General features: G+C 70.0%; 6 protein-coding genes and 1 pseudogene. 3 read left to right on the top strand and 4 right to left on the bottom strand.

Features of this window, described 5'->3' with window-relative positions; genetic code table 11:
* Window positions 1–201: pseudogene (locus tag V7Z97_RS17455) on the top strand (glutathione S-transferase family protein); the annotation flags it as partial.
* Between the two features lie 10 nt (window positions 202–211).
* Here V7Z97_RS17455 and V7Z97_RS17460 read toward each other — a convergent pair.
* The 3 genes from V7Z97_RS17460 to V7Z97_RS17470 form a co-directional block, all read right to left on the bottom strand.
* Entirely contained in the window at window positions 212–1,351 is a 1,140-nt protein-coding gene (locus V7Z97_RS17460; RefSeq protein WP_334164713.1) for a zinc-binding dehydrogenase, read from the bottom strand.
* A 25-nt stretch (window positions 1,352–1,376) separates the two neighbouring features.
* The gene (locus V7Z97_RS17465; RefSeq protein WP_334164714.1) at window positions 1,377–2,900 is read right to left on the bottom strand and encodes a spinster family MFS transporter; all 1,524 of its coding nucleotides are present in this window, start codon (window positions 2,898–2,900) and stop codon (window positions 1,377–1,379) included.
* 97 nt (window positions 2,901–2,997) lie between these two features.
* Complete coding sequence (locus V7Z97_RS17470; protein WP_334164715.1) at window positions 2,998–3,990, bottom strand: HNH endonuclease; 993 nt, start codon at window positions 3,988–3,990, stop codon at window positions 2,998–3,000.
* A 114-nt stretch (window positions 3,991–4,104) separates the two neighbouring features.
* On the opposite strand from V7Z97_RS17470, the gene V7Z97_RS17475 reads away from it, so the two are divergent.
* Window positions 4,105–4,287 (top strand): hypothetical protein, encoded by a 183-nt coding sequence (locus tag V7Z97_RS17475; RefSeq protein WP_334164716.1) that lies wholly within the window; start codon window positions 4,105–4,107, stop codon window positions 4,285–4,287.
* A gap of 124 nt (window positions 4,288–4,411) precedes the next feature.
* Window positions 4,412–6,547, top strand: coding sequence for a catalase (locus V7Z97_RS17480; protein ID WP_334164717.1), 2,136 nt, complete (start codon window positions 4,412–4,414; stop codon window positions 6,545–6,547).
* Between the two features lie 31 nt (window positions 6,548–6,578).
* Here V7Z97_RS17480 and V7Z97_RS17485 read toward each other — a convergent pair whose 3' ends face one another.
* Window positions 6,579–8,045: a spinster family MFS transporter gene (locus V7Z97_RS17485; RefSeq protein WP_334164718.1), complete on the bottom strand. Its 1,467-nt coding sequence runs from the start codon at window positions 8,043–8,045 to the stop codon at window positions 6,579–6,581.
* Window positions 8,046–8,394: the final 349 nt, after the last annotated feature.

The raw sequence follows: 8,394 nt of genomic DNA on the forward strand, positions 1-8,394 counted from the left end.
GAATGGCTGGCGGCCGGCCGCTTCACGGTCGCCGACCTGCTGATGGCCGACGTGCTGCGGGTTCCGCTGGTGCGGGCGTTCGGGGACCGGCCGGCGACCGAGTCCTACGTGGCGCGGGTGACCGCCCGCCCGGCCTTCGCCAAGGCCCGGGCCGACCAGATCGCCTTCTTCGAGGCCGCCGACGCGAAGAGGGCCGGCTGAGGCGCGCCGCTCAGAGGCCCTTGCTGGGGACGACGAGGTACTTCTCGCCGGTGTGCTTGGCGGCGTAGGCGGCGACGTTGGCCGGCTGCAGGGCCTCGGCCAGGGAGAGCTCGGCCTTGTAACGGCTGGCGAAGGTGGTCTTCAGCTCGGCGGCGACGCGGTCGCGGAGCGCCTGGGCCTTGGCCGGGCCGAGCTTGGCCAGGACCGGGGTCAGCAGGAAGCCGCCGAGGCTCCAGGCGAAGCCGAAGCTGCGGACCAGCTCCGTGGGGCCGGTGTCGAGGCCGCCGTAGATGTAGACCTGCTTGAAGCTGTCGGAGCCGTAGCGGCTGTAGACCGGCATCCGGCGCACGGCGGCGGTCTCCATGCAGCTCAGGATCTGGCCGGCGAGGCGGCCGCCGCCGATGGCGTCGAAGGCGATGGTGGCGCCGGTGGCCTCGAGCGCGGCGGTGAGGTCGGCGAGGAAGCTCCCGGCGCTGGAATCCACCACGTGCTTCGCGCCCATGCCGCGCAGCAGCTCGGCCTGTTCCGGCTTGCGGACGATGTTGACCAGCTCGACCCCGTCCTGGAGGCAGATGCGGTTCAGCATCTGGCCCAGGTTGGAGGCGGCCGCGGTGTGGACCAGGGCAGTGTGGCCCTCGTTGCGCATGGTCTCGACCATGGCGAGCGCGGTCAGCGGATTGACGAAGCAGGAGGCGCCGTCGGCGGCCGTCGCGCCCTCCGGCAGCGGCAGGACGTCGGCGGCGGCGGCGGTGATGTACTGGGCGTACATGGCCCGGCCGAAGACGGCGACGGTGCGGCCCATGAGGTGGCGGGCGTTGTCGCCGGCGGCGATCACCACGCCGGCGCCCTCGTTGCCGGTGGCCAGCGACTCGTCCAGCCGGCCGCGCACGGCGGGGAGGAAGCGCTCGGGCACGCGGGCGGTCAGCACGGGGCGCCCCGGCGGGCCGCTGACCGCCACGGTGGAGAGGTCGGCGGGGCCGAGCAGCAGGCCGAGGTCGGAAGGGTTGATCGGCGCGGCCTCGATCCGCACGAGCACCTCGTCGGGGCCGGGCGGCGTGACCGGCTGGTCCACGAGCTCGAGCCGCAGCTCGCCCGCGCCGGTGATCAGGGTGCGAAGCGCGAGGCCGGTCTGGGGGATCTGGTCGGGCATGGGAGGGTCCTAAGGTGGGTGAGGATCAGGCGCGGGCCGCGGCGGCGTCGCCGGCGTCGGCGGCGGCGCGGGCCCGGGCCATGTCCTTCGGCAGGGTGATGGCGGCCAGCAGGTAGTGGACGCCGGCCCAGGCGTAGATCAGCAGGTTGGAGACGATGCCCCAGCGGGTGCCCTCCGCCATCGCCGCCCGGCAGGCCGCGTCGGCCGCCGCCGAGCCGCCGTCGGGGCCGATGCCGCCCGGGCAGGCGGCGTTGAAGCTTCCCGCGCCGCCGGCGTCGGCCCAGGCCTGCTGGGCGAACATGTCGATGCACCAGCCGGTGAACGGCGGGCCGAAGCCGAGCGCGATGAGGTTCAGGACGAAGAACAGCAGGGCGACGGCGGTGGCGCGCATGCGCACGTCCATGGCGTTCTGCACCACGCCGAAGGTCGGGCCGAGGTAGGTGTAGTGCAGGATGCCGGGGATCAGCAGGATCGCCCAGGCGAGCTGATAGCTCTCCCGCGTGTAGGCGAAGATGTAGATCGGCGTCGCGGCGATCAGGCCGATGGCCGGGACGAGGGCGTACCAGCGCGGGCTGCGCTTCGACGCCCAGTCGGTGAGGAAGCCGCCCAGCAGGGTGCCGAGGCCGTTGGAGATCCCGGCGATCAGGCCGACGGCGAGGCCGACGGTGGCCAGGCCCAGGCCGAACTCGCGGATGAAGTAGGGCGGGGCGTACTGGCCGGTGCCGTAGCCCGCGAAGCTGGCGACGGTGATGCCGGCGGCCATGTGGAACATGCCCCAGGAGCCGAACAGCCGCTTGGCCACGACCAGCAGGCCGGGCGGCTTCTCGGCCGGGGCGGCGGTGTCGGGCGGCGAGGGGGCGCCGGCCTCCGAGGCCTCGCGGCCGAGCGCGCCGGGGCTTTCGGCGGCCTCGGCGACCTCGCGGTCGCTCCAGCCGCGGGGCGGCTCCTTGACGATCAGCTTGATGGCGATGGCCACCAGGATGCCGGGCAGGCCGACCAGCATGAAGGCCGCCTGCCAGGAGACGTTCTGGGCGATCCAGCCGCCGGCGATGGCGCCGAACATGGTCCCGAACGGGATGCCGAGGGAGTAGATCGACAGCGCGCTCGCCCGCTTCTTGGGCTCGTAGTAGTCGCTGATCAGACTGTGGGCCGGCGGCGACAGGCCCGCCTCGCCGACGCCCACGCCGACCCGGCAGAGCAGCAGCATGAGGTAGCTGTTGGCTAGGCCGCAGAGCGCGGTGAAGGCCGACCAGACGACGATGGCGATGGAGATGATGTTGACCCGGCTGCGGCGCTCCGCGAGCCGGGCGATGGGGATGCCGAGCGCCGTGTAGAGCAGGGCGAAGGACAGGCCGCCCAGCCAGCCGAGCTGGGCGTCGGTGAGCTTCAGGTCCTCTTTGATCGCCTGGCCGATCGTCGAGATGATCGTCCGGTCGATGAAGTTGAAGGTGTAGGCGACGACCAGCAGGCCCAGCACGGTGGTCTTGTAGCCCGGGGAGAACATCGGCGTGCGCGCGGGCGCGGACGCCCCCGAAGGCGTGTCGGTCATCGGCGTGTCCTCCCCCATGTGTCCCGGCGCCCGTGGGCGGCCGGGCCGGTGTCGTTGGGGCGGAGCGTGGGGGAAAACCGAGGACGGGGGAAGGGGGCTAGCTAACGAACACCTGCGCCCGGTGATAGCCTAGATACCGCTGCTGCCCCGGCGCGAAACTCTCGGTCTTCCAGACTGCCGGCGCCTCCTCGAACCCGAAGCGCTCTATGGCCAGTTGGTCGAAGCCGAGCCGACGCAGGTCAGACTTGTCCACTCGCGGCGAGACGAGAACCTCGCCTGTCTCCGCGAAGCTGATGAAGCCTCGATCAAAGAGCAGGTCGGCGTCGGGCGTGAGCAGAAGGCCATTCATGCCGTCAAGACGCTCATTGGCCGTCTCGCAGACCCGCCAAGGTTTGATGTGACTTGCGATCAGCAATACGGGGTTTGTGACTCCCGTGAGGCGGCAGGCATACTCGATTTTCTCTACATTGGATCGAAACCGACCTTGCCCTCGACGTGCGCGGATGATGGCTTGCCGTTCCGTCTCATCGAGCAAAGTGTCGCTTGCGATCTGCTGCTCGACAGCGTCCTCCAGGATTTCGTTCACAATCTCAAATGAGAGGCTGTTGGCTCCTCCTCGCGAGAGGGCGAACTGATCAAAGGTGCCGTGAGCTGCGAGAAGCTCGAAGACGGCATGATCTACCTCGGCCAGGTAGGCCTTCTGATTGCCATCGCCGGATGTCTGCTGCAGCGGCGAGTATTTTGACGGCAGCAAAGGTGCAAGCTCGGAGATGATCGCCTTCGGCCGGACCGGCGGTGAAACCGGAGTCCAGAATACCGGCAGCAGCCAACCCTCTTGGCTCCAGTTCGCGCCAACCTTCCCAAATTCGGCCGGTTTTGGAGCGGTAAACGCAAAATCCGCCACCCGCCCAACATGTCGAACCGCCTGGTCATAGTAGGAAAGAACGAGGTCGCCCGGCGTCGCCCGCCGCATGTTATTGTAGAATTCGCTGCGCGCGCCGTTGCTCTCGGTCTTTGGTGACCAGAGGTATTGGCCCTCGACTTCTTGTCGAGCGGTCTGGTTGTGATTCACCCACCAGAAGCGCGTCATCCCCTGGCAGCTTAGACACCAGTTCACAGCTCAGCTAGTCGGCAATCTCGCCGCCGGAATTTGGGCGGAATCGGGGGGCAGGGGACGGTGGAGCTTGTGAGCGGAGGACTTCGGATGCGGCGGTTGGTGACGGGGCTGGTGCTGGGCGGGGCCGCGATGGCGCTGGCGGCGTGCGGGCACAACGTGGAGCAGCGGGCGGCGACCGGGGCGGCGGCCGGGCTGATCGTCGGCGGCCCGGTGGGCGCGGCGGTGGGCGCCGGGGTCGGCGTGGTGGTGGACAAGGCCGCCAAGCGCTGAGGCCTCAGGTTCCGCAGGACGGATCGGCGCGCCCTGCGCGGCGCCCGGCGCCGCTTCCTTCTGCAACTCAGAACCGTGCAGGGCATGGCGGCGTTGGACCGGCTCACCGAAACGGAGATCCTCCATGGCCGCCGACAAGCGCCCGCCGCACGAGCGCGCGAAATCCGACCAGCTCGAGCCCTTCCGGGAAGACGCCGACGGCGCGGCCCTGACGACAAGCCAGGGGGTGAAGGTCAGCAACACCGACGACTCGCTGACCGCCGGCCCGCGGGGGCCGACGCTGATGGAGGACTTCCATTTCCGGGAGAAGCTGACCCACTTCGACCACGAACGGATCCCGGAGCGGGTGGTGCATGCGCGAGGGTCGGCGGCGCACGGCTACTTCGAGTGCTACGAGGACTTCTCGGACCTGACGCAGGCGAAGTTCCTGCGCGACCCGTCGGCCCGGACGCCGGTGTTCGTCCGGTTCTCCACCGTCGTGGGCTTCCGGGGATCGGCCGACACGGTGCGCGACGTGCGCGGCTTCGCCACCAAGTTCTATACCGAGGACGGCAACTTCGACCTGGTGGGCAACAACATGCCCGTGTTCTTCATCCAGGACGCCATCAAGTTCCCGGACCTGGTCCACTCGATCAAGCCGCAGCCGCACCACGAGATGCCGCAGGCCTCGGCGGCGCACGACAACTTCTGGGACTTCGTGTCGCTGACGCCGGAGTCGCTGCACCAGATCATGTGGGTGCTTTCCGACCGCGCCCTGCCGCGCAGCTACCGGATGATGGAGGGCTTCGGCGTCCACACCTTCCGGCTGGTCAATGCCGAGGGCAAGGCCCGCTTCGTGAAGTGGCACTGGCGCCCGAAGCTGGGTTCCCATTCCCTGGTCTGGGACGAGACCCAGAAGCTGGCGGGCAAGGACCCGGACTTCAACCGCCGCGACCTGTGGGAGGCGATCGAGACGGGGGACTACCCCGAGTACGAACTGGGCGTGCAGGTCGTCGAGGAGGCGGATGAGCACGGTTTCGACTTCGACCTGCTCGATCCCACCAAGCTGATCCCGGAGGAGCTGGTCCCGATCCGCCCCCTCGGCCGCATGGTCCTGAACCGCAACCCCGACAACTTCTTCGCCGAGACGGAGCAGGTGGCCTTCCACCCGGGCCATGTGGTCCCCGGCATCGACTTCACCAACGACCCGCTGCTGCAGGGCCGGCTGTTCTCCTACCTGGACACCCAGCTCATCCGGCTGGGCGGCCCGAACTTCACCGAGATCCCGATCAACCGGCCGGTCGCACAGGTGCACAACAACCAGCGCGACGGGTATCACCGCCAGACCATCAATCGGGGCAGGACCAACTATTCGCCCAACACGCGCGGCGGCGGCTGCCCCATGACGACCGGACGGATGGACGGCGGCTACGTCCACCATCAGGAGAAGGTGGAGGGCCGGAAGGTCCGCGAGCGCAGCCCCAGTTTCGGCGACCACTACAGCCAGGCCACCCTGTTCTGGAACAGCATGAGCGAGGTGGAGAAGGAGCACATCGTCGAGGCCGCCCACTTCGAGATCGGCAAGGTCGAGGAGCTGGCGATCCGCGAGCGCATGGTCGCCCACTTCAACCGCATCGACCATGAGTTCGGGGTGCGGGTGGCCCGCGGCGTGGGCGTCGCCCCGCCGGCCGCGCCTGCGGAGCCGAACCACGGCCGCAGTTCGCCGGCGCTGAGCCTGGAGCGGCCGCAGCGGCCCGCCTCGGCGGCGACCCGCAAGGTGGCCATCCTCGCGGCGGACGGGGTCGACGAGCGGGACGTCGCCGCCATGACCGCGGCCCTGGAGGCGGCCGGCGCCGAGGCGATGCTGGTCTCGAAGTTCGCCGGCGAGATCACCGGCGCGTCCGGCAAGGCGCTGAAGGTCGACAAGATGTTCATCGCCGCCGCGTCGGTGATGTTCGACGCCGTCTACGTGCCGGGCGGGCGCGACAGCATCGCGACGCTCCTGAAGTCGGGCGAGGCGCGGCACTTCGTCAACGAGGCCTTCCGGCACTGCAAGCCGCTGGCGGCGACGGGCGAGGGCGTCGAGCTGTTGCGCGGCGCCTCGCTGAGCGGCGTGCGGCTCAGCGACGAGGGACTGGTCGCCGACGCCGGGGTCGTGACCGCCGGGCAGGTGCGCGACGGCCGCCATGCCGCGGCGGACGAGGTGTCCCGGGCCTTCGTGGAGGCGATCGGCGGCGGCCGCTGCTGGATGCGAACCGGCAAGGACCAGGTCCCCGCCTAAGGACGGGGACCCGGGCGCCGGCGGCGCCGGCCTAGCTCACCGTGTCCTCGCGGATGGTGCGGCGCGCCAGCCAGAAGCAGACGAAGGCGGCGAGGCCGAAGGACGTGGAGAGGATCAGGGCCCAGCGGACCCCCTCGCCCACGCCCACCGCGCAGGTGGCCTTGGCGGCGCCGAGGGCGGTCTTGCAGGCGCCCACCGACAGGCCGTCTGCGCCCAGGAAGACGTTGGCCATGACGTCGGACATGATGCCGACCGCCAGGGGGCCGAGGCCCAGGCCGACCAGGTTGATGATGAACAGCAGCAGCGCGGCGGCCGTGGCGCGCATGTGCGGCGGCACCACCGACTGGCCGGTGCCGTAGACCGGGCCGTACCAGAGGGTGCCCAGGAAGGCGTTGATGGCCAGCAGCGGGAGGGCGATCGAGGCGGACTCGATGGTCACCGCGACGATGTAGATCGGGATGGTGATCAGGCTGGCGATCGCCGGGGTGACCATGTAGGCGCGCAGGTCGTGCTTGCCGTACTTGTCGGCGATGACGCCGCCCATCCAGGCGCCGAAGGCGCCGGCCGTGCCGCTGATGACGCCCAGCGCCAGGCCGATGAAGCCGATGGGGCCCAGGTTGATGCCCAGGATGTTGCCCCAGAACTCGGCGAGGCTGGCGATCTCGGCGGTGTGGTTGCGCAGGAAGAAGGAGGCGGTGAACGGCGCGTGGCCGTAGCCGATGAAGGCCTTGATGGCCGCGGCGAAGGCGATGAACCAGAAGGTGTTGCGCTTGGCGAGGTAGCGGACGGTGTCGCTGAAGCTGGCCATCTCCGCGGTCACCTTGCTGGCGTGCTGCGCCATGATCCGGCGCGGCTCCTTCAGGGTGAAGATGGCGAGCGCTGCGAACAGCAGGCCGGGCACGCCGGCGATCAGGAAGGCGGCGCGCCAGCCGTAGGCGTCGGCGACCATGCCGCCCATGACCAGGCCGATGAGGCCGCCGATCGGCGTGCCCATGGAGTAGAAGGCGAGCGCCGAGGCCCGCTTCTCCTTGGGCACATAGTCGACGATCAGGGAGTGGGCGGGCGGCGTGCAGCCGGCCTCGCCGACGCCCACGCCGATGCGGAAGAGGACGAGCTGCCAGAAGTTGCCGGCGAAGGCGCAGAGCGCGGTGAAACCGCTCCAGACGGCCACGGACGTGCCGATGATGATCGGCCGGTTCTTGCGCTCGGCGAGCCGGGCGATGGGGATGCCGAGGACGGTGTAGAAGACCGCGAAGGCCAGGCCGCTCATCAGGCCGAGCTGCCAGTCGGCGAGCTTCAGCTCCTGCTTGATGGGCTCGGCCAGGATGTTGATCACCTGGCGGTCCAGGAAGTTGATCACATAGATGCCGAGCAGCAGCCACATGGCGTAGCGCGTGTAGCCGCGGCTGAACGGCACGCCCGGCGCGGCGGCGGCGTCGGCGGCCCTGGGCGGGCCGGGGGCGACCTGGGGCTTGGCGTCCGGCGTGGTCGAGGTCATGGCCTAATGGGCTCCGGGGCGGTTGAAATGGGGGCGGGAGAAATCGGCGGGCGCCGGACCCTGAAGGGACCGGGCCTTAAGTTCACGGTGGCCAGTCTGCTCCGGGCTCCGGCCGGCTCAAGGACGCGCGCAGCGCGCCGCAGCGCGGCCGCCCCGCAGGGGCGGTCCTTGACCCGTCCGGAGCCCGGAGCGGAAAATCTGCCGTGGATCTTAAGGGCTATCCGCAATCCATGGATTGCGGCGCCAGCGAAGGAGGGGACCAGGCCCAGGCCGCGCGCGGGAATCCGCGGCCACCCGGCCACGCCGCCTCGTCGGGGACCAGAGTCCTCGTCCGCCATACCCAAGCTTC

Source organism: Phenylobacterium sp. (genome assembly GCF_036821595.1).
Lineage (GTDB): Bacteria > Pseudomonadota > Alphaproteobacteria > Caulobacterales > Caulobacteraceae > Phenylobacterium.